The sequence below is a fragment of the Citrobacter sp. Cpo090 genome (assembly GCF_030332665.1).
GTDB lineage: Bacteria > Pseudomonadota > Gammaproteobacteria > Enterobacterales > Enterobacteriaceae > Citrobacter > Citrobacter portucalensis.
This window is the reverse complement of sequence record NZ_JAOWHK010000035.1, coordinates 201,862-220,446: the sequence shown is the minus strand read 5'-3', so window position 1 is coordinate 220,446 and position 18,585 is coordinate 201,862. Positions and strand designations below refer to the sequence as shown.

Here is an 18,585-nt window from a genome sequence, read left to right as displayed (position 1 = left end):
CCGCAAGGTGGCGTTTTTCTTTATAGTCCCCGCCTGACCAGGGCGTCATTCACTTCCCGATACGCCTCCACCAGTTTATCCAGCGTGATACGGCTTAACCCGCTAGGATTCGGCAATACCCATATTTGCGTCGCGCCAATGGTCAGCGTCTGTTTCCCCCACTGAGCCCCACGCTGGCTAAGCCCCTGCTCAAATGCCTGCTTCCCAAGGATAGCGAGCGCGGCTGGCTGATACTCTTCTATTTTCTCAATGAGCAGACGACCACCGTTACGCATCTCCTGTAGCTTCACTTCATTGGCTTGCACCGTTGGTCTGTCGACAAATTTAGTCACGCCACAGCGGAAGTCCAACAGATGCTGTGCCTCTTCAGGTTTAAGCTGGCGCTCGGTGAATCCCGCCTGATGGATGACCTTCCAGAAGCGATTGGCGGGATGTGCAAAGGGGAATCCTGTACCTGCGGAAGATAGCCCCGGATTGATGCCGCAAAACACCACCCGCAGCCCCGGTGCCAGTATGTCCTTAACCATAATTACTCCGAACAATACATCAAGGGAACAAGTATAACGGACTGAAAATACATTGTTTATAAAAACAGCATCCGTACGCTTATGTCTGGATTGCAACGCAGAGTTACTTTATAATCCACCACCACGGCCCCTTAGCTCAGTGGTTAGAGCAGGCGACTCATAATCGCTTGGTCGCTGGTTCAAGTCCAGCAGGGGCCACCAAATTTCAAGGCTATTGCGTACCATGCCGCCTTAACTCAAGCGAGCAAAGTCTAGAAACTAGTCCAGAAAGCTATTCAGTGCTTGTTCAACACTACTGTATTTCTTCAATGTTGGCCTGGTCGGAGGCTCTTCAGCTGTAGAGAAAAAAGCAAAATCCCCACTCAGATCTGAGACATCAGTTGATTCAAGATAGGACAACAATTTACCTTCATAGAACTCAATTTATTTTTGCATCACAGTTTCAGATCTATACTCCCAAGATCCTCGGTCAGGAGCCAACCACTTCACCGAATAATTTCCTTCGTTCTTAACTTCTTATTTAAATGTTGTAGTTTCATTTTCTGAGCTAATGACATATAAACTCATTACATATATATCATAATATCTATGATATGGCCTATAAATATCCACCCATTCTAATGCCATAAGAAATTTATCACTATCAAACATATCAATCCGAACTTTGTGGTTACGAATGTAATAAAATAGAGACCTTCCTCTAAAACAATCAGCTCAATCTATATATTCATAAAATATATTTTCAGCATACTTTATGAAAAATAATTTAATTCATAAATATCAACCTAGTATAAATAAAACACATAACACTTTATGTGATAATTTTTATCTACAAGGGGGTTATTAATATTTAGAACAATTTAAAGGTGGAGTTTTTGACATGGCTATACCTGCTTATCTTTGGCTAAAAGATGATGGCAATGCAGATATTAAAGGTTCTGTTGATGTTCAGAATAGAGAAGGCAGCATCGAGATTCATAGTTTCGCGCACGGGCTGCCCACTGATGCATAACTGCAAAAATGCCGGTACCGAAAAACATAATCATCTAGAGGCCGTGTCGCTGCGCTATGAGAAAATTACCTGGAAGCACTGTGATGGGAATATCATGTTCACTGATGCGTGGAACGAGCGATGATCCATTGCACCTTTCGGCTGAACGGGAATGCACTGTCAACCTGAGCTGCCCTGGGATAGGCTTCTTCCCCGCATACTCCGGTAATACAGGGCAACATCGTAATAATCCGGACTCAATCACGGTAAAGAATATTGGCCCATTGCCGCCAGGAAAATATTATATTGTCGACCGCCCCCGCAGCCTGAGCACTCGCGTAAGAGATGTTTTTGCTACGACATACACAGGATCGGATCACTCAATTTGGTTCGCCCTGTACAGAGTGGACAGCAACATCGACGACCACACTTTCGTTGCTCAGGTCGAAAGGGGAAACTTTAGGCTTCACCCGGCAGGATATGAGGGGATTAGTAACGGCTGCATAACACTTCCTTCTCCATCTCATTTTACTGTGTTGCGTGAAGCGCTCATGAGGGCCCCAACAGTATTGGTAACGGCGTCACTCAAAGCATACGGCACAATTCAGGTGTATTAATGATGACACCAGCGAAACAAGTAGGATTATGGCTCATTCAGTTTATGTCATTTACCCTTATTTTTTCAGCATGTTACCTGCTATTGCCTGAGGTATATTTGTTCGAGCGTTTTAGCGATCTAGTTGGTTTTATTACCGAACAGGACTGGAATGATTTGTTTATGCTAACCGTCCTCTGTGTGTCGGTACTCATCAACACGCTGTTGATTTTTGTTATCGCCAGGCAGAAGAAAAAACAAGATTAAGTACCAGCCCGGTCATGCTAGCCGGGCTCCTCTTACCTTCCCCGCCGTAGTTAGCAACAATAGATCCAGTCATTGCATCATTTGCAACACAATCAAGAGCACAGCACATAATGATGGTTAAAGCCGAATATGCCGAATTCCGGGGTGTCAGCCGCCAGACCGTTTATGCCTGAATTGCGCGCGGGAAACGGCTACGGAGTAGCAAAAAAATTGATTTAGAAAACGCAACATTTTGCGCAAAAGTGTCAAGTTGAGTTGTTAGAGGTAAAAACCGCTTATACCAAACTAACCCAACACAACCCCTCATCCAGCGCCGACTGCTCACAACACGCCCGAAGCTTTACCGCCTGGCAAGCATTGCGCAAGATGCTCCGTGAGGAAATCAATGCAGGTTTTGATACGATCAGAACTTGATGAACGCCGGGTATATACAGCCCAGATATTCGCTTCCTGATACCACTGAGGCAACACGTGTACCAGCTCACCTCGTTCAATATACTGCGCAACATCCCATTCCGACCGCAATGTAATGCCATGGCCTTTCAGTGCCCAAATAAGCACCACACTGCCACTGTTGGAAGAATGAAAACCGTTTAGTCGGCAATGTGTCTGCTGCTTACCGTCCGTTAATATCCAATTGCCAAATGCCGAGTTTTTTTCCTGAATCATCAGGCAATCATGCTGCACAAGCGCACTAACAGACTCTGGCTTGCCGTGGCGTTCGAGGTATTCAGGGGAAGCACACAGGATCCGTCGATTAGTGGCTAACTGCCGTGCGATATACAATTCGTTGATATCATCCCCAACGCGAATTTCAATATCGACCCCCTCTTCCACCAGATCCACCTCACGATCCGTTAGCGTGAGTTTTACCGTAATATCAGGATAAGCGATCATAAATGACGACAGCGCCTCTGCGACATATTTATGCCCAAAACCAAATGAGCAGTTGATGGTGATATTTCCAGCCAACACACCACGTTGATTATCCAGACGACTGACAAAACCATCCATTTCACTGACGACCTGCATAGCCCCACCCAGCGCATTTTCGCCTTCCGGTGTGAGACGCATCACTCTGTTATTGCGAAAAAAAAGCCGGGCGTTGAGACATTTTTCAAGGATAGCAATACGTTTGCTGATATAGGAGGGAGATAGCCCCAGCTCCAGCGCTGCCCGGGCAAATCCACCGTTGCGAGCAACGGTGACAAAAACGAAAAGATCCTCAACAGAAGGCCAGCCCTCAAGGGGCTGGCGATGTTTTTTTCCTACAGGCGTCGTTTTCATAGCATCAGTGCGAAGTTGCAAAGGATGACCGAGTTATAACACTGAATGTAAAAAGGACTGAAGTTTCTGGATAAAGTACTCAGGGCACTCTTCCTGCGGGGAGTGCCCGCAAGGCAATGCTTCCCCCTGAACGTTTAGCGCCTTTTCTTTCCAGGTATCAACCACATCATACAGTTGCCCTACCGTTCCCAGTCCGCCCCACAGCAGCTGCAACGGGCACCGGATACGCGCCGACGTATCTGCGGCATCATCGTCCAAATCAATCGTCGCAGCAGCCCGGTAGTCCTCACAGATCGCGTGGATCATTTCAGGGTTCTGGTAACAGCGCAGGTATTCATTGAATGCTTCCTGCGAGGTCGCGCCCTCAATTTTTAGCTGACCCGAAATATGCTTACGCAGAAAAAATGCCGGATCGTGCGCAATCATCGTTTCAGGTAACGGGAAAGGTTGAATCAGGAAAAACCACCAGAAGTAACGCGTAGCAAAGGATTTATCGGTTAAGGCGTACATCGTCGCGGTTGGAGCAATGTCGATAAAAGTACAACAGGTCACACGATCCGGATAATCCAGCGCGAGCCTGTGTCCTACGCGTCCGCCACGATCGTGCCCTACGAAGGCAAAACGGGAAAAGCCGAGCGCGTCCATTAACATGACAATATCCTGCGCCATGGTGCGCTTTGAATAGGTACGATGCGCCGGATCGCTCGTTGGTTTATCGCTGTCGCCATAGCCACGCAAATCCGGCAAAATGACTGTATGATTTTGCGCCAATATCGGTGCGACTTTCCGCCATGTTGTATGATTCTGCGGATGCCCATGTAGCAGTACCAAAGGTGAACCGCTGCCTCCGATAGCCACTCTTATCGTCAGACCATTTTCCAGACGAACATCCTTGAGTACAAACCCCGGAATAAACGGAGAAGCGCCGCATTCAATCAGTGTACTCATCACTTTCTCCTGCCTTCATTGCTTGCCCGACATTGCACCCGGTTCATCGCCATCTCTTTTCTTATCCGCATGCGGATACCGGACACTTAACCATGGGCGACATGCGTAATGCTGCGCCTCAAAATTTTCAATCTCCGGCAAATATTGCAATGTCCAGGCTATCGAATCTTCGCCTGCGACCAGCATCTCCCGTTTGAGTTCACTGATCACAAAGGGGATCGTTTCCTCTGCCGCCGTAATTTCGCAGCGATCGAGTGAAACAGTGATAGCATTGGTATCAACACTCGCGGCAAGCTGCGCCAGGCGCGCCAAAGCAGGTTCATCTAATGAGACCGTGAGGATCCCGTTGCGTTGGCAGTTATCATCGAAAATGCCTGCAAATGTGCTACCTATCAGCCCCCGTACTCCCAGTTGTTTTAATCCCCATACGGCGTGCTCGCGACTCGATCCACAGCCAAAATTGGGGCCAACCAGCAGGAATGTCGCGCTCTGCCAGCCCGGCATGTTCAGAATAAAATCAGGATTTGGTTGGCCGCCAGCCATAAAGCGACGATCGAAAAACACTCCTTTATCCAGCCCCTGGCGATCGATCCCTTTCAGGAACTGTTTTGGCATAATCACATCGGTGTCGATATTCGGTTCCAGCATTGGCGCAATTCGCCCGCTAATTTGCTTAAATGTATCCATCTTATTCCCCTGCCTGAAGTAATGACCGAACATCGACCAGATACCCTGCTACCGCCGCCGCCGCAACCATCGCCGGGCTCATCAAATGCGTTCTTGCTCCAGCGCCCTGTCGTCCAGGGAAATTACGGTTCGTACCTGATGCACAGCGATCGCCGGACGACAACACATCTTCATTCATCGCAAGGCACATTGAGCAACCCGACTGCCGCCATTCAAAACCGGCAGCAATAAAGATTTTCGCCAGCCCTTCTTCTTCCGCCTGGCGTCTGACCATGGTTGAACCGGGCACAATGATCCCGCGAACATGGCTGGCGATTTTTCGCCCTTCAAGCACCTTCGCAACGGCACGCAAATCCTCAATGCGACCATTTGTGCATGAACCAATAAAAGCGTGTGAGATACGAATATCTTTCAGCAACATGCCAGCCGTTAATCCCATGTATTGAAGGGCCTTCTCAAGCGCCAGGCGTTTAAGCGGATTGGTTTCCTGTTCCGGAAAAGGGACACGTCCGGTGATGGAACCCGTTTGATCCGGACTGATTCCCCAGGTGACTTTAGGCTCAAGATCATGGCAGTTGATCGCCACCGTCTTATCAAATACCGCATCAGCATCGCTGCTCAACTGTGACCATTCCAGCAATGCCTGCTGCCAGAGTTCACCTACAGGCATTTGCGGTTTACCGTAGATATAGTCAAAAACCTTTTTATCCGGCGCAATAATGGCACCACGCGCCCCCGCTTCTACCGCCATGTTGCAGAGCGTCATTCGTCCTTCAACGCTCAACGCGCTGATGGCCTCCCCCTCAAATTCAATGGCATATCCGGTCGCGCCATCAGCGCCAATACGTTCAAGCAATTCAAGAACAATATCTTTTGCGGAACAGGCGAAAGGTAGCTCTCCCTGAACGCTTACGCGCATGGTTTTGAGCTTGCGGTAAACCAGCGTCTGCGTGGCCAGCAGATGTTCAATTTCCGACGTCCCGATACCAAAGCCCAGCGCGCCAAATGCACCGTAGGTTGTCGTGTGACTATCCCCGGCGGCGATCACCATGCCAGGCATCACTAGCCCTTGTTCATGAGCAACCACGTGTTCAATCCCCTGACGCGGATCCAGCACATCAAATAATGTGATGCCAAAGTCAGCGGCATTTTCCCGAAAGTAATCAACCTGTAGCTGTCCTCCCGGATCGGTCATTAAGACATCCCGTTGCGGTCGGGTAGGATTAACATGATCAACATTCAGCAGAAAGGCTTCCGGATGCCGTACCGACCGTCCTTGTTCCCTTAACCCGCTAAATGCCTGTGGACTGGTATATTCATTGAGTATCGAACGATCGATATAAAGTAAAACATGCCCTTCGTTATCAAGTTCCCGAACGGTATGCGATTCAACTAATTTTTCATACAGCGTTTTAGCAGACATAGATATATTCCTGAGGTAACGGATGGCTCAATAATGAGACATTCGTAATTGAGGCTTTTAGCTATAGTGACACATTCATGAAAAAACGATGATTCCAGTCGGGAAAGTATAAAAACACACTTCGTGTTGGTGAGCGGACGCCGCCCAGAGCAGGTTGCGCTGCGATCACAACGATTTTGCAGGCACCGCTGAGCTGATTATGTTCATATTTTTATTTTGTCCAGAAGGACAAAACGAAATGGCGTATTTTATGAAATGGAGATCGTCAGAGGTTTAACCAGATAATAAAAGCGTGGTTATTTTTAAGATATAGAGTTACGCACCCGGTTGGCAATCGGGGTTAATCAGACTAGAGGCGGCGCTTTTGGACGCCGCCATCCAGAGATGGAAACGTCCGTTAGAGTTTGATTCGATAGTCAGCTCACACTAGCTCTTTGAGCTGCTCCTGCATATAGGTTGAAAAATACTCTGGGTTCTTGATAAGGATGCGGTTACCGGAGGCGACTTTTTCTGCCCATCCGGCCACTTTTTTCGTGAACTCGGGATTCCATCCCTCTTGCTCACCCCGTGCCATCACAACTTCCGGACTCGCTGGCACACCTAAGTCATGCAAATACTTTAAGATTCCCTTAGCGGTGCTTTCATCCATTGAATGGGGTACTGACGCCGAAGTGTTCATACCACCAATAAAATCCAATGCTTTCTCAATTGCTGTTGGCATGCTCTTATCCTTAAAATTAACCACGTGAGAGACACGTTTATACTATGTACCCAACTCCGCCGGGATATCAAAGAGAACATCGCCTTTATTTGACTTACCCCGCAGCTAAACGCTTGCGCGGCTGTTTTCTGCGCTATTTTTTGGCTTCTCCGGCTAAAACCAGCCCGGTTGCCACCGCATTACGCGGCCCTTCGGTTCCTCGAATATTGCCCTGCCCGGCGACAACGCCGTAATGCGCCAGCGCGTCGGTGATCATCTGCGGGATTTCGAAATCCAGCGAAGAACCGCCCACCAGCACCACAAACGTCATATCGCGAATAGAGCCACCGGGTGACACCTGGCGTAACGCGCGCAGGCAGTTGGTCACAAAAACCTTCTCTTTGGCCTGTCGGCGCACCAGACGGATTTTTTCCAGCGAGGTCTGGTTATCTACCGGGATCAGCTCACCGTCTTTCAGATACACCACTTTGGCAAACACCGACGGGCTGAGCGGTTCGCGGAAAAACTCTACCACGCCATTCTCATGGCGAATGCTAAACAGGCTCTCCACTTTTGCCAGCGGGTATTTTTTAATTTCCTCCGCCAGAAAGGCATCGCTTAAGCCCAGCTCAGTTTGAATCAACAGGCTGACCATATTCCCCGCACCGGCCAGATGAACCGCTTTCACTACGCCGTCGCTATTGATGACGGCGGCATCGGTAGATCCTGCGCCTAAGTCTAGGATCGCCAGCGGTGCGGCGCATCCGGGCGTTGTTAACGCCCCCGCTACAGCCATATTGGCCTCCACGCCGCCAACCTCAACCAGAGTGTTTAACCGGGCGCTCAGCTCACTGGCGATGGCCTGCATCTGTAAACGATCGGCCTTCACCATCGCCGCAATACCCACGGCGTTCTCCATTGAACACTCTCCGGCGATGCCGCCCTGCACCTTGCGCGGAATAAATGTATCGACCGCTAGCAGATCCTGAATATGCACCGTGTTCATGTCATGACCGGTCAGCGAGGCCATCACCTTTCGCACCCGCTCCAGCATGCCGCCTGCGTGCGTACCAGCTTCACCACGAATATCGCACACGGGCGCGCAGGCGCTCATCGCCTGCATAATGGCCTGCGCGCCTTGTGCTACGTCGGCTTCACCGCCACGCTTTTCACCACGGATAAAGATCTTACCCGCTGGGATCACTCTTGATCGCACATCGCCCTGCGGGGTTTTCAGCACCACAGCGGAACGGTTGCCAATCAGCGCCCTGGCGATAGGGACGATAGTTTGCGTTTCCTCAGGGGTCAGGGCAAAGAAGGTCGCGATGCCGTAAGGATTCGACAGCACCCGCACTACCTGTCCCGGGGCCGCCACTTCCACCGCCGCCAGCACGCCTTCCGGCACCTTCTCCAGCAGAGTGACTTCATCAACCACCGGTATTGGCCGATGCAGGCGATTATTCACCAGCACGCCATCATCCTTTTTCAGGATGGCCGCCACTACGTTGATGCCGCGATCCAGCGCTTCATTGATAAACCAAACCGCCTCAAGGAAATCCATCTCCTCGTCCACCAACGGGATCCAGCCCTGAGCAAATCGATCCTCGCTCAACGCTGCCAGCTTCTCCACGGCGATGGTGGTTCCCATGCCCACACCAACGCCGCCGGGCGTTTGCGGGTTATGGCCAATCATCGTTGATTCAGTAATGATGGTTTCAGTGATGGTTTCCATCGCCACATCGCCAATCACCGGTGCGGCCTCGTTGATGCAGATTTTCGCCACGTCCTGCAGCGACCACGGCGTTTTATCCAGTGCCTGCTGCAGGGAGGCCACCACCCCGGCGATATTATCCCGCGTGCCTTTCATACCAGTCGTGGCGACAATCCCGCTGGCGATAAACCGGCCATCCTGCGCCAACGCCACTTCGGTGGTGGCGTTGCCGATATCAATCCCTGCAATTAACGGCATGCTGCCTCCGTCACTGGCTGCCTTTACGCAGCTTATTTCTCTGCTGGTATACCTCTGCCGATTCGCGGACAAACCCGGCGTTCACCGTGGCATGCCAGGTGTGTTCCAGCTCATCGGCAATGGCCTGCAACTCGGCGAACGAAGAGCGAAACGGTCGCAGCGCGTTGTAGATCTCCAGAATGCGGGCATCCGGGATCGCAATCAGCTCTGCCGCACGACGAAAATTGCGCGCAACGGCATGACGCTGCATCTGTTCGGCAATCTGCGCCTGGTACTCCAGCGTTTGCTGAGAAATACGCACATCCTGCGGTCCTACGCGGCCCGCCAGCACATTCTCAAGAGTAATGTCGGTTAGCGGCTTACCTGTAGGCGTCTGGATTTTCTCCGGGCAGCGAGTGGCTAATGGGTAATCCTGCGCGGTCATGATGTTGTCGTTCATGGTCATTCCCTTACCAGTGCAATATGCAACGTGACGGGCGCAGCATCCTGCACCACGTGTTTGGTTTCTTTGATATGAAACAGCGCGGCCTTGGCCATAAATTTAGGGCGCACCATCTGGTCATTGACCACTGGCACCGGAGAAGGCGACTCTTTACGTGCATAGCGCGCGGCGTTTTTACCAATCTGACGATAGGTTTCCAGCGTCAGCAGCGGAGCCTGAGAAAACAGTTCCAGGTTACTTAGCGGCAGCAGATCGCGCTGATGAATCACCGTAGTTCCTTTCGACTGGATACCAATCCCGATGCCTGAGCCGCTGAGATTTGCCGCATCCCATGCCATAAAAGAAACATCCGAGGTGCGCAGGATCCTCACGACCCGCGCATGTAACCCCTCTTCTTCGATGCCAGCAACCAGCTCTTTCAAAATCGCGTTGTGCGGCATATCAATCAAGGTTTTATGCTGATGCTTATCAAAGGCCGGGCCGACGCCAATCACCACCTCATCCACGCGTTCATCCGCGTTAGCCGCCTCGCCTTCGCTCACCTGTAAGGTGAAAACCGGCTTACGTTCAGTTGTGCATTCCACAGTGTTCCGCCTTATTCGATCGAGCTGGGCTGAACCACGCCCGCAATATTTTTAATTTCCGCCCAGCGTTCGGCACTGATGCGATAGCCGGTACCTGGTCCCTGATAATCATTGATGTCGTTGACGGCGCTGACGACGTCGAACTGGCGATCCAGAATGGCCGACGTTTGCAGGTAATCCCCGGTGACGCGCTGCCTCAGCATGTTAAGGATATTGCTGGCGATATCTTCGAAGCCGCTACAACTCAACGCGCCGACGATATCCAGCCCGGTGATATTGCGCTTCATCATCTCTTCCACGGCAGCTAAATCCTCCACCACATTGCGCGCGGGCATATCTTTGCTGCCGTGAGCATAAGTAGCGGCTTCGACTTCTTCATCGCTAATCAGCGGCAGGCCCAGTTCGCGGAACACCGCCTGAATGGCGCGTGCGGCCTTATTGCGAATAGCGATGGTTTCTTCTTCAGTCACCGGACGCAGACCGCCGTCAACCATCAGATCGCGTTGCAGAATGTTGTAATCATCGAAGTCTTCAGCGTCGAAGTTCGACCCGGCAAACATGTTGTCGTAGTTGGGTACCGCGCTATAACCGGAGAAAATAAAGTCGGTGCCCGGCAGCATCTGCATCAGGGTGCGGGCAGTACGGCGAATATCGGAGTGGGAAAAGGTCTGGTCATTGGCGGAGGCCACTTCAAGGTCAAGCATTGAGGCAATCAGGTTTTCCGCCAGCACCGCGCGGATCCCCGAAGGCACAGCGCCGGTCATGCCGATACAGCTGACCGCGCCGTTTTGCAGCCCCTGTACGCCCGCGCCTTTAGTGATAAAAATGCAGCGCGACTCCAGATAAAGCATCGATTTACTTTCGGAATAGCCCATCAGCGCTTCCGAGCCGGTGCCGGAGGTGTAGCGCATCTTCAGGCCACGCGACGCATAAGCCGAGGCGAGAAACGCTTTGGACCACGGCGTGTCATCGCCATCGGTAAACACCGATTCTGTGCCATACACCGACACCGTTTCGGCGTAGCTGGTTAGCCCACGCATGCCCAGCTCCAGCTCCGTAGCCTCTTCAACGGAACATTGCGTCAGCACACCAGGACGACCGCACTGGGAACCCACCAGCAGCGCCAGGGCGTTAAATGGCGCGTAGCGGGCGATCCCGACCGTCGTTTCCTGCTCGGAAAAGCCGCGGATCCCCGCTTCAGCGGCATCGGCGGCAATCTGTACCGGGTTGTCTTTCAGGTTGGTTACGTGGCACTGGTTGGAGGGCGTGCGTCTGGCGCGCATTTTTTGCAGCGCCATCATCATTTCCACCACGTTCATTTGCGCCATCACTTCCACCGCTTTCGCCGGGGTGATGGCGGTGGTAATGGCAATAATCTCTTCCCGACTGACGTGGATATCCACCAGCATTCTGGCGATCTCCAGCGCGTCGAGTTGCATGGCGCGCTCAGCCTCGGCCACGTTGATCGCGTAGTCGGCAATGAAACGGTCGATCATGTCGAACTCGGCGCGGCTCTTACCGTCCAGCTCAACAATACGACCATTTTCCACCTTCACCGACGACGCTGGATCGTAGGGGCTTTCCATGGCGATCAGCCCCTCTTCAGGCCATTCACCAATCAGCCCATCCTGATTTACAGGCCGCTTCGCAAGCACTTCGAATCGTTTTGATCTTCTCATGATTTATGGACTCAAAAGGTAAAAAATAGGGACGCCGGGCCATATTGCCGGGGACACAACACCCGGCATTCGCCTTTCATCAGCAATGGGCGAACTCTAAATGAGCAGAACAATAAAAAAATAAAATTAATTTCGTTCCAATTTGGCACCTAATAAAAACGCATCGTTTCATATTGAAACGCAATTCAGGAATATCCATCGTGAATTGTGACGAGGTTAAATGATCATTATCAATAAATGCAAAAGCGGGAAGGTGAATTTAATATCTTTGAAATTTTCGACCTATTGACTTAATAACGTGCGGCGAGAAAATAAGGTAAAGCCAATGATAAAAATAGCTGTTGCGCGATTTGTTTCGTGACCTCAGCCCTACAATATTTTCAGGAGAGACTGTGAATAAGAGCCAACAAATTGCCACCATTACGCTGGCGGCTGCAAAAAAAATGGCACTGGCCGTTGAGGCTAAAGCGCTTGAGATCAACGTTCCGGTGGTCTTTTCCGTGGTGGATCACGGCGGGAATACGCTGCTAATGCAACGCATGGACGATGCGTTTGTCACCAGCTGTGATATCTCTCTTAATAAAGCATATACCGCCTGCTGCCTGCGCCAGGGTACCCATGAAATTACCGACGCGGTACAACCGGGTGCTTCGCTATATGGTTTGCAGCTTACCAACCAACAACGCATTGTTATTTTTGGCGGCGGCTTACCTGTCATATTAAACGGTAAATTAATTGGTGCCGTTGGCGTTAGCGGCGGCACCGTCGAACAAGACAAATTATTAGCAGAAACCGCACTGAATTGTTTCTCTGAATTATAATTTAAATCTAAGAAGGTATATTATGAGCTATCGTATGTTTGATTACCTGGTGCCAAATGTGAACTTCTTTGGCCCCAATGCTATTTCCGTTGTCGGCGAACGCTGCAAACTGTTAGGCGGTAAAAAAGCGCTGCTGGTTACTGATAAAGGTCTGCGGGCCATTAAAGACGGTGCAGTAGATAAAACCCTCGCCCATCTGCGTGAGGCCGATATTGATGTGGTGGTTTTTGACGGTGTTGAGCCCAACCCTAAAGACACCAACGTGCGCGACGGTCTGGAAGTCTTTCGCAAAGAGCATTGCGATATCATCGTTACTGTTGGCGGCGGTAGCCCGCATGACTGCGGTAAAGGCATCGGCATCGCGGCGACCCACGAAGGCGATCTCTACAGCTATGCCGGGATTGAAACCCTGACCAACCCGCTGCCGCCTATCGTTGCCGTGAATACCACTGCCGGTACCGCCAGCGAAGTCACCCGCCACTGCGTGCTGACCAATACCAAAACTAAAGTGAAATTTGTGATTGTCAGCTGGCGCAACCTGCCGTCTGTCTCCATTAACGATCCGCTGCTGATGCTCGGCAAACCCGCCCCGCTGACCGCCGCAACCGGGATGGACGCCCTGACCCACGCCGTGGAAGCCTATATTTCCAAAGATGCCAACCCGGTCACCGACGCCGCCGCTATTCAGGCTATTCGCCTGATCGCACGCAACTTGCGTCAGGCCGTAGCGCTGGGCAGTAACCTGAAAGCTCGCGAGAACATGGCTTACGCTTCTCTGCTGGCGGGTATGGCTTTCAACAACGCCAACCTCGGCTACGTTCACGCAATGGCGCATCAGCTTGGCGGTCTGTACGACATGCCACACGGCGTGGCAAATGCCGTACTGCTCCCGCACGTGGCACGCTATAACCTGATCGCTAACCCGGAAAAATTTGCCGATATCGCAGAATTTATGGGCGAAAACACTGACGGACTTTCCACCATGGATGCCGCCGAACTGGCCATTCACGCCATTGCCCGTCTCTCCGCTGACATCGGCATTCCGCAACATCTGCGCGATCTGGGCGTCAAAGAAGCCGATTTCCCGTATATGGCGGAAATGGCGCTGAAGGACGGCAACGCCTTCTCTAACCCGCGCAAAGGGAACGAGAAAGAAATTGCCGAGATCTTCCGTCAGGCATTCTGATAGTACAGGGGGGGCAATGTCACTTTCATCACCGGGCGTACATCTGTTTTATCACTCACGCTGGCAGGAGACCCGCGTGCTTGATGAGCTGTGCTGGGGACTGGAAGAGCAAGGCGTCCCTTGCCGGGCAATCTGTTGCGACGAGCATGACTGCGCGCTGGCATTGAGCAAACTTGCGGCCAAAAGCTCAACGCTACGTGTCGGTCTCGGTCTTAACGCCACGGGTGATATTGCGTTAACACACGCTCAGTTGCCCGAGGATCGGGCGCTGATCCGTGGGCATACCCGTGCCGGAGCAGCCCAGCTCCGCACGCTAGGCGCCAATGCCGGTCAACTGGTTAAAGTACTTCCCTTCAGCGAGATAAAATAAATGTACCGCATCTATACCCGAACCGGCGATAAAGGCACGACCGCGCTGTTTGGCGGCAGCCGTATCGACAAAGACGACATCCGCGTTGAGTCCTATGGCACGGTGGACGAACTGATTTCTCAGCTTGGCGTCTGCTATGCCAGCACGCGTCAGACCGGGCTACGTCAGGATCTGCACGCCATACAGAAGATGCTGTTTGTACTGGGTGCGGAACTCGCCAGCGATGAGAAAGGACTCGCTCGCTTACAACAGCGTATTGGCGAAGAGGATATTCAGGCGTTGGAGCAGCTTATTGACCGCAATATGGCGCAAAGCGGCCCGCTCAAAGAGTTTGTTATTCCGGGGAAAAATCTGCCATCGGCACAGCTACACGTTGCGCGAACTCTGACACGTCGACTGGAGCGGATCCTCATCGCGATGAGCAGAACGCTAACGTTACGCGATGAACCCAGGCGTTATATCAACCGACTGTCAGACGCGCTGTTCTCGATGGCGAGAATTGAAGAAACTAGTCCAGATGCTTGCGCTTAAACTGGCTGGCATCAATGTCGTACTGCTTCATCTTACGCCACAGGGTGGTGCGACCAATATTCAACAGTTGCGACATCTCCTGTACGCGTCCACTGGTGACGCGGGCAGCATGGATAATCGCCTCTTTTTCGATAGCGGTAAAGGTCAGGCTGGCTGGCAGCAGTGAAGACGCTGTCTCCAGACCAGGACGTTCGGCAAACAGATAATCCGGTAGATTGCTCAGCCGAATATGGCCGTTATCACTGCTGATGGCGATGTTTTCGATAATGCTGTTCAGCTCAAAGTCATTGCCCGGCCACGAATAGGCCACCAGTTGCGCCAGCGCGTCGTCGTCGATCTTCAGGCTGGATGAAAAGCGTTTTTTCAGGCTATTCAGCCGCGTATAAATCAGCGAGGGAATACTACTGCGCCGCGCCCGCAGCGGTGGGATCACTATCTCAAAAGAGTGCAGCGCGTAATACAGCTGACGGCTAAAGCGGTTTTGCTCCACCAGATTGGCGAGATCAACCGTGGTGGTGGCGATCACTTTGACATCCACCGGAATCAGCCGACGGGCATCCAGGCGGGTTAATACCCCCTGCTTGATCACCTGTAACAACGCGGATTGCAGCTCCGGCGCCAGATATTCAATTTTTTCCAGAAACAGCGTGCCGCCGTTCGCCAGTTCAAGACGGCTCAATCGGCCATTTTCATCGTCGGTAGGCGCACTACCCATAAAATCCTGCCCCAGCACGCTGTTGGCATACAGCTGACAGTTCACGGCGATATACGGCCCGCTAGCGCGCTCACTTTCATTGTGAATGGCCTGACTCAGCAGCTCCTTACCAACACCCTCTTCCCCGCACAGCAGGATCGGGAAACTCCCCCTCGCCGCCTGGCGTCCAAAATGGATCAAGCGGCGGGTTTCCGGATCGTCAGTCGACATCTGCTCAAAAGTGTGGCTCACCTTGCCGAGCTGACTGGTCATCAATTGGCGCATTTGCTCCACCGGATGCAGCAGCAGGATAAAGCTGTTGCCCTGCTCCTCAACAATCGGTTTCAGGGTGATGACGGCATCAACAAACTGATGCTGGCTTTCAAAGGTAACTTCGACGTGATTCAGACCGCGGGCATGTTTGATCGCCCGGCGCAGCAGCATGGGGAGATTGAGCAGATCGTGAATGTTTTTCCCCTGACTGGCCTGCGCGTCGAGATGCAAAAGCAGCGCCGCACGCGCATTGAGGAACTGCAATACGCCCTGTTCGTTCCAGGCCATCACACCATCATCCATACTCTCCAGCAGCCCGTACATCTGGTTCAGATGGCGGTTGGATTCAGCCAGCAGGCTGTCGGTCAGCAAAGAGTTGCCGACTTCTCTGGCAATCGCCAGCGTCAGGGATAAATCAGAAACGCACTCATGTTCCACCAGACAGCACAGCGAGATGGAGCCAAACAGTCGACCATGGTTATCGAAGACCGGCGTCGAGCAGAACGACCACGGATGCAGCGCCTGCTTAAAATGCTGATCGCCAGAGGTTTTTGTCGGCTGGCCCGGCATCGTCGCCAGCGACAGGGCACAACTGCCAATGATGCTTTCTGCACAGTAGCTGCCGTCACGAAACCCAAGCTCCGCCAACTGTTCCACCGTCTGCGGATCGCCGCAACGGCTGAGAATACAGGCTGATTCATCCAGAATCAGCAGCGCGCACGGGCGGCCATCCATAAACTCCCAGGCATCTTCCAGCGCAGCCTGAGCAATCGTCAGCAACGCCGTCTTGCGACGACAAATCGACTCAAAGGTCAGCCCCTGCGCCTGATGCGGCACCTGCCAGGTTTCCCGCTGCATAAACTTGCTGCAACGATGCCATGACTGGGCAATGACTGAAGAGACTTCCTTCCCGATGCTATGCGTGTGCGCCGTCATATCCCTTTCCGCTGTTTAACCATAGACAACCCCTCCGGCAGAGACTGTCAGAGGGGAGAAGATGCCGGATAAAACCTACCGACGACTGATTAACGCGCCAGCCACTGCTGTCCCAGCAGATCTGCCGTCAAAATAGCGGCATGTACGCTTTCAGGCGTTACCGGGAACGGCATATTGTGGATGGTTTCACCTTCTGCACAGGTCGCTTTCGCCACCGCCATGATCTTGCCGTCAACGTCTTCTTTCACGCCCATTTCCGCTAACGTTACCGGCAGGCCTACTTTCTGACAGAAATTCAGCACGGTTTCGATCTCTTCCATCGGGCTGTTTTGCAGCACCAGTTGCGCCAGCGTACCAAAGGCGACTTTTTCACCGTGGTACAAATGGTGACACTCTTCCAGAATCGTAAAGCCGTTGTGGATCGCATGCGCCCCTGCCAGACCGCTGCTTTCAAAGCCGATACCGCTGAGGTAAGTGTTGGCTTCGACAATACGTTCCAGCGCATCGGTCACCACGCCAGCCTGCGCGGCAAAGCGTGCCTTCTCACCTTCCGCCAGCAGGGTATCATAGCACAGGCGCGCCAGGCTCAGCGCCGCCACGGTGGACTGTCCGCCCGCCATGCTGGTCGCTCTGGCGTCATAACAGGCTTTCGCTTCAAACCAGGTCGAGAGCGCATCGCCCATCCCGGCCACCAGCAGACGTACCGGCGCTTTGGCAATGATTGCAGTGTCCATCACCACCATATCCGGGTTTTTCGGGTAGATCAGATACTCTTCAAACTCACCGGCTTCGGTATAGATAACGGACAGCGCGCTGGTTGGCGCATCGGTAGACGCGATAGTCGGGATCACCACCACCGGCAACTTCTGGTAGTAGCCAATCGCTTTGGCGGTATCCAGCGTTTTCCCACCGCCAATCCCAACCACACCGCGGCAACCGTGCTGTTTCAGAATGGCAATAAGGCGATTAATTTCAACATGGCTACATTCACCGTTAAAGCGCTCCGCATGGCAGCTAATATCGTGGCTGTGCAGGCCGTTGAGTACTTTCTCTCCCGCCAGCTTCATCACGAAGTCATCCGCAATCACGAAAAAGCTGTCCGCCAGATTTTTAGCGTATTGACCAAACAAGGTGGAAGCGTCAGGACCCTGGAGATATTTGGCTGGAGATTGAATAACTTTTAGCATTCCTTTCATCCTCAAATAAGTACATGTTTTTACATGGTGAGCCCTGGCGTTAACCTGTTTGGCCTGATGCTGACGGCGAAAACGGGAGATACCGGAGCGATGCAATAACTGTATGGCGAGGCGTGCACAAAAAAATCTTTCGTCTTTTTGTTCTGATATGAAACAGATAAAAACGACACATGTTCCATATTGGAACGCTTATCCATAAAAAATATAAGGTTTGCGATCCCGATCCGTTCATTTACCGCCAAATCTCCGGCACAGACGAATCTCACTTTCTCTTTTACCCACTTGCTTGCCAAAAAAACGACAAAAAAAAGCTGACAGTGCCGTTTGACCTGCATTCAACGCGAGAGAAAAAAGTCGAGCAAGCTCGCATTGTGGTCGTTCCTCGTTCTTTTAAGTTTCATTTCGGAACAAAAAACGACAACAACGTTCCGTAATGAAACTCATTTTAACGTTGTTTTTTTCCGTGCTGACTTCGCCAG

At 52.0% G+C, this 18,585-nt stretch carries 18 protein-coding genes, 1 tRNA gene and 2 pseudogenes; 9 read left to right on the top strand and 12 right to left on the bottom strand.

All coding sequences use genetic code 11. From position 1 onward, the window contains the following. Window positions 1-20: 20 nt before the first annotated feature. The gene (gene mug / locus OGY83_RS19210; protein WP_149281949.1) at window positions 21-527 is read right to left on the bottom strand and encodes a G/U mismatch-specific DNA glycosylase; all 507 of its coding nucleotides are present in this window, start codon (window positions 525-527) and stop codon (window positions 21-23) included. Between the two features lie 125 nt (window positions 528-652). On the opposite strand from mug, the gene OGY83_RS19205 reads away from it, so the two are divergent. From OGY83_RS19205 to OGY83_RS19190, 4 genes and pseudogenes are all read left to right on the top strand, one after another. Continuing rightward, window positions 653-728: transfer RNA gene (locus OGY83_RS19205), tRNA-Ile, on the top strand. Window positions 729-1,407: 679 nt separating this feature from the next. Then, window positions 1,408-1,663 (top strand): annotated as a pseudogene (locus tag OGY83_RS19200) (Hcp family type VI secretion system effector). Continuing rightward, window positions 1,660-2,135 (top strand): annotated as a pseudogene (locus OGY83_RS19195) (DUF2778 domain-containing protein). The pseudogenes OGY83_RS19200 and OGY83_RS19195 overlap by 4 nt, the downstream one beginning before the upstream one ends. Further along, window positions 2,135-2,380 carry a hypothetical protein gene (locus OGY83_RS19190; protein WP_191234657.1) on the top strand — a complete coding sequence of 82 codons (246 nt, stop codon included), beginning with the start codon at window positions 2,135-2,137 and terminating at the stop codon, window positions 2,378-2,380. Before OGY83_RS19195 ends, OGY83_RS19190 begins: the two are co-directional and overlap by 1 nt. A 321-nt stretch (window positions 2,381-2,701) precedes the next feature. Here OGY83_RS19190 and OGY83_RS19185 read toward each other — a convergent pair whose 3' ends face one another. The 9 genes from OGY83_RS19185 to OGY83_RS19145 form a co-directional block, all read right to left on the bottom strand. Beyond that, the gene (locus OGY83_RS19185; protein WP_079939797.1) at window positions 2,702-3,667 is read right to left on the bottom strand and encodes a LysR family transcriptional regulator; all 966 of its coding nucleotides are present in this window, start codon (window positions 3,665-3,667) and stop codon (window positions 2,702-2,704) included. A 33-nt stretch (window positions 3,668-3,700) separates the two neighbouring features. Then, window positions 3,701-4,615: an alpha/beta fold hydrolase gene (locus OGY83_RS19180; RefSeq protein WP_286636662.1), complete on the bottom strand. Its 915-nt coding sequence runs from the start codon at window positions 4,613-4,615 to the stop codon at window positions 3,701-3,703. A 15-nt stretch (window positions 4,616-4,630) separates the two neighbouring features. Then, window positions 4,631-5,302, bottom strand: a complete 672-nt coding sequence (gene leuD, locus OGY83_RS19175) for a 3-isopropylmalate dehydratase small subunit (RefSeq protein ID WP_286636661.1) — start codon at window positions 5,300-5,302, stop codon at window positions 4,631-4,633. A gap of 1 nt (window position 5,303) precedes the next feature. Then, window positions 5,304-6,725, bottom strand: coding sequence for a 3-isopropylmalate dehydratase large subunit (gene leuC / locus OGY83_RS19170; protein ID WP_286636659.1), 1,422 nt, complete (start codon window positions 6,723-6,725; stop codon window positions 5,304-5,306). 421 nt (window positions 6,726-7,146) lie between these two features. Continuing rightward, window positions 7,147-7,470: a DUF1889 family protein gene (locus tag OGY83_RS19165; protein WP_001573898.1), complete on the bottom strand. Its 324-nt coding sequence runs from the start codon at window positions 7,468-7,470 to the stop codon at window positions 7,147-7,149. A gap of 109 nt (window positions 7,471-7,579) precedes the next feature. Next, on the bottom strand, window positions 7,580-9,394 hold the full coding sequence (locus OGY83_RS19160; RefSeq protein ID WP_286636658.1) for a diol dehydratase reactivase subunit alpha: 1,815 nt from the start codon (window positions 9,392-9,394) through the stop codon (window positions 7,580-7,582). Between the two features lie 10 nt (window positions 9,395-9,404). Then, window positions 9,405-9,833: a diol dehydratase small subunit gene (locus tag OGY83_RS19155; protein WP_003024721.1), complete on the bottom strand. Its 429-nt coding sequence runs from the start codon at window positions 9,831-9,833 to the stop codon at window positions 9,405-9,407. Window positions 9,834-9,835: 2 nt separating this feature from the next. Next, window positions 9,836-10,420, bottom strand: a complete 585-nt coding sequence (locus OGY83_RS19150; protein WP_191213892.1) for a propanediol/glycerol family dehydratase medium subunit — start codon at window positions 10,418-10,420, stop codon at window positions 9,836-9,838. 11 nt (window positions 10,421-10,431) lie between these two features. Continuing rightward, window positions 10,432-12,099 (bottom strand): propanediol/glycerol family dehydratase large subunit, encoded by a 1,668-nt coding sequence (locus tag OGY83_RS19145; RefSeq protein ID WP_079939789.1) that lies wholly within the window; start codon window positions 12,097-12,099, stop codon window positions 10,432-10,434. 392 nt (window positions 12,100-12,491) lie between these two features. Here OGY83_RS19145 and OGY83_RS19140 point away from each other — a divergent pair, with 392 nt between their 5' ends. From OGY83_RS19140 to OGY83_RS19125, 4 genes are read left to right on the top strand one after another with little or no spacing between them, the layout of a single operon-like run. Further along, on the top strand, window positions 12,492-12,920 hold the full coding sequence (locus tag OGY83_RS19140; protein ID WP_079939788.1) for a GlcG/HbpS family heme-binding protein: 429 nt from the start codon (window positions 12,492-12,494) through the stop codon (window positions 12,918-12,920). 22 nt (window positions 12,921-12,942) lie between these two features. After that, the gene (gene dhaT, locus OGY83_RS19135; protein WP_286636656.1) at window positions 12,943-14,106 is read left to right on the top strand and encodes a 1,3-propanediol dehydrogenase; all 1,164 of its coding nucleotides are present in this window, start codon (window positions 12,943-12,945) and stop codon (window positions 14,104-14,106) included. Between the two features lie 16 nt (window positions 14,107-14,122). After that, the gene (locus tag OGY83_RS19130) at window positions 14,123-14,476 is read left to right on the top strand and encodes a glycerol dehydratase reactivase beta/small subunit family protein (protein ID WP_286636655.1); all 354 of its coding nucleotides are present in this window, start codon (window positions 14,123-14,125) and stop codon (window positions 14,474-14,476) included. After that, window positions 14,477-15,007, top strand: coding sequence for a cob(I)yrinic acid a,c-diamide adenosyltransferase (locus OGY83_RS19125; RefSeq protein ID WP_123267867.1), 531 nt, complete (start codon window positions 14,477-14,479; stop codon window positions 15,005-15,007). Here the strand turns inward: OGY83_RS19125 and dhaR are convergent. Together dhaR and OGY83_RS19115 are read right to left on the bottom strand one after the other, a co-directional pair. Continuing rightward, window positions 14,985-16,910: a dihydroxyacetone kinase operon transcriptional regulator DhaR gene (gene dhaR, locus OGY83_RS19120; protein WP_286636653.1), complete on the bottom strand. Its 1,926-nt coding sequence runs from the start codon at window positions 16,908-16,910 to the stop codon at window positions 14,985-14,987. The genes OGY83_RS19125 and dhaR overlap by 23 nt on opposite strands. Before the next feature lie 89 nt (window positions 16,911-16,999). Beyond that, on the bottom strand, window positions 17,000-18,097 hold the full coding sequence (locus OGY83_RS19115) for a glycerol dehydrogenase (RefSeq protein ID WP_003024745.1): 1,098 nt from the start codon (window positions 18,095-18,097) through the stop codon (window positions 17,000-17,002). A 179-nt stretch (window positions 18,098-18,276) separates the two neighbouring features. Here OGY83_RS19115 and OGY83_RS19110 point away from each other — a divergent pair, with 179 nt between their 5' ends. Continuing rightward, window positions 18,277-18,540, top strand: a complete 264-nt coding sequence (locus OGY83_RS19110; RefSeq protein ID WP_286636652.1) for a hypothetical protein — start codon at window positions 18,277-18,279, stop codon at window positions 18,538-18,540. Window positions 18,541-18,585 lie beyond the last annotated feature (45 nt).

Excerpts from the sequence above, each read along its gene's own strand:
- OGY83_RS19115 (WP_003024745.1), bottom strand. The coding sequence starts at position 18,097 with ATGCTAAAAGTTATTCAATCTCCAGCCAAATATCTCCAGGGTCCTGAC.
- OGY83_RS19190 (WP_191234657.1), top strand. The coding sequence starts at position 2,135 with ATGATGACACCAGCGAAACAAGTAGGATTATGGCTCATTCAGTTTATG.
- OGY83_RS19160 (WP_286636658.1), bottom strand. The coding sequence starts at position 9,394 with ATGCCGTTAATTGCAGGGATTGATATCGGCAACGCCACCACCGAAGTG.
- dhaT (WP_286636656.1), top strand. The coding sequence starts at position 12,943 with ATGAGCTATCGTATGTTTGATTACCTGGTGCCAAATGTGAACTTCTTT.
- mug (WP_149281949.1), bottom strand. The coding sequence starts at position 527 with ATGGTTAAGGACATACTGGCACCGGGGCTGCGGGTGGTGTTTTGCGGC.
- leuC (WP_286636659.1), bottom strand. The coding sequence starts at position 6,725 with ATGTCTGCTAAAACGCTGTATGAAAAATTAGTTGAATCGCATACCGTT.
- OGY83_RS19130 (WP_286636655.1), top strand. The coding sequence starts at position 14,123 with ATGTCACTTTCATCACCGGGCGTACATCTGTTTTATCACTCACGCTGG.
- OGY83_RS19185 (WP_079939797.1), bottom strand. The coding sequence starts at position 3,667 with ATGAAAACGACGCCTGTAGGAAAAAAACATCGCCAGCCCCTTGAGGGC.
- OGY83_RS19180 (WP_286636662.1), bottom strand. The coding sequence starts at position 4,615 with ATGAGTACACTGATTGAATGCGGCGCTTCTCCGTTTATTCCGGGGTTT.
- OGY83_RS19110 (WP_286636652.1), top strand. The coding sequence starts at position 18,277 with ATGTTCCATATTGGAACGCTTATCCATAAAAAATATAAGGTTTGCGAT.
- OGY83_RS19125 (WP_123267867.1), top strand. The coding sequence starts at position 14,477 with ATGTACCGCATCTATACCCGAACCGGCGATAAAGGCACGACCGCGCTG.
- OGY83_RS19145 (WP_079939789.1), bottom strand. The coding sequence starts at position 12,099 with ATGAGAAGATCAAAACGATTCGAAGTGCTTGCGAAGCGGCCTGTAAAT.
- OGY83_RS19155 (WP_003024721.1), bottom strand. The coding sequence starts at position 9,833 with ATGAACGACAACATCATGACCGCGCAGGATTACCCATTAGCCACTCGC.
- dhaR (WP_286636653.1), bottom strand. The coding sequence starts at position 16,910 with ATGACGGCGCACACGCATAGCATCGGGAAGGAAGTCTCTTCAGTCATT.
- leuD (WP_286636661.1), bottom strand. The coding sequence starts at position 5,302 with ATGGATACATTTAAGCAAATTAGCGGGCGAATTGCGCCAATGCTGGAA.